Origin of the sequence: Paucisalibacillus algeriensis (assembly GCF_000577245.1) — a bacterium.
GTDB lineage: Bacteria > Bacillota > Bacilli > Bacillales > Amphibacillaceae > Ornithinibacillus.
This window is the reverse complement of the sequence record NZ_CBYO010000019.1, coordinates 1-1,447: the sequence shown is the minus strand read 5'-3', so window position 1 is coordinate 1,447 and position 1,447 is coordinate 1. Positions and strand designations below refer to the sequence as shown.

Genomic DNA, 1,447 nt, shown 5'->3' with positions numbered 1-1,447 from the left:
TTGAAGTGACCCCAAAAAGTTGGACATATATTTTTAAGCTGCTTGTTGGGCAAAAGTTCGGTAGTGGACCGGACTTTTGCCTTTTAATTTTGCCTTGATACGTTTGTTATTATAGTAATACATATATCCTTCTAACTCTTGTTTAAAGTGTTCCATGCTTTCAAATTCATTTAAATATAGAAACTCAGATTTCATTATTCCAAAGAAATTCTCTATTACTGCATTGTCATAACAGTTTCCCTTACGTGACATACTCTGTGTTATTCCTTGTTCCTTTAATGCGTGGCGATATTGTTTCATTTGGTAATGCCACCCCTGATCTGAGTGGAGGATTAACTCGTCATTGTCTGATATTCGCTCAAAAGACTTCTCTAACATATCTGAGACAAGTGAGTATGTCGGTCTGGAACCAATTGTATATGTTATAATTTCACCGTTAAATAAATCTAGAATAGGAGATAGATAGAGTTTCTCTCCAAACAATTTAAATTCTGTAATGTCTGTTACCCATTTTTCATTTGGCTTTTCCGCCTTAAAATTACGGTCCAATATGTTTGGTGCCGTCTTACCAATTTTCCCCTTATACGAGCGGTATTTCTTCATTCGAACGATGCTTTTTAAGCCTAACTCTTTCATTAATCGCTGAACCTTTTTATGATTCACTTTCCACCCCTGATTTTCCAATTCATCTTTAATGCGACGGTAACCATAACGTCCTTTATGTTCATGGTATATTGCTTGGATCAAGGTCTTTAACTCTGCATCTTTGTCTGGGCGGTCAAATTGCCTTACCCAATAATAGTAAGTGCTTCGTGGTATATTTGCCAACTTAATAAGTGCTTTCACCGAGAATCTTAACCTTAATTCATAGATTACTTTCGCTTTGTCTTGTTTGGTGACTTTTCCTTGTTTTGAACTAAGGCATTCAACTTTTTTAAATACTCGTTCTCCATTCGTAGATGTTCAACCTCAGCTTTTAGAGATTCAACTGATTCAGATTGTACTTGTTTAGATTTTTTATTATTTGTTTCTTTCATGAGTGTACGCCCCTTTTTCTTTGGTCTAAGGGCGTCCACTCCTCCTTTTTGAAAAAGAATTCTCCATGTTCTTATCGTAGCTGGTGAGGAGATATTAAAAATAACAGCTGCTTCATTTGGTGACGTCCCATTTTCTATCATATAATTAAGTACGTCTAGTTTAAACTGAGCTGAGTAATTTGTATAGGATTTTTTAGACAATCCCTCTTCCCCATGATATTGATATTGCTTTACCCAATTCATTACAACACTTTCAGAAGTTCCCATTGCTCTCCCAATCGAAATAAAACTTTCGTCACCTTCCAAATACTGATTAACTGCAGATAATTTTTCTTCAAATGTATATTTAGCCATAAAAAAACTGCACCTCCAATTGTTGTTTGTGTGTCCAACAATTGGGGTGCAGTTCA

1 protein-coding gene is annotated in these 1,447 nt (G+C 35.5%); it reads right to left on the bottom strand.

Translation table 11 applies throughout. The features are described 5' to 3' along the window. Positions 1-33 precede the first annotated feature (33 nt). A protein-coding gene (locus TY11_RS20175; RefSeq protein ID WP_155982705.1) for an IS3 family transposase occupies positions 34-1,391 on the bottom strand; the annotation gives its coding sequence in 2 pieces (ribosomal slippage) (positions 34-938 and positions 938-1,391; 1,359 coding nt in all). Positions 1,392-1,447: the final 56 nt, after the last annotated feature.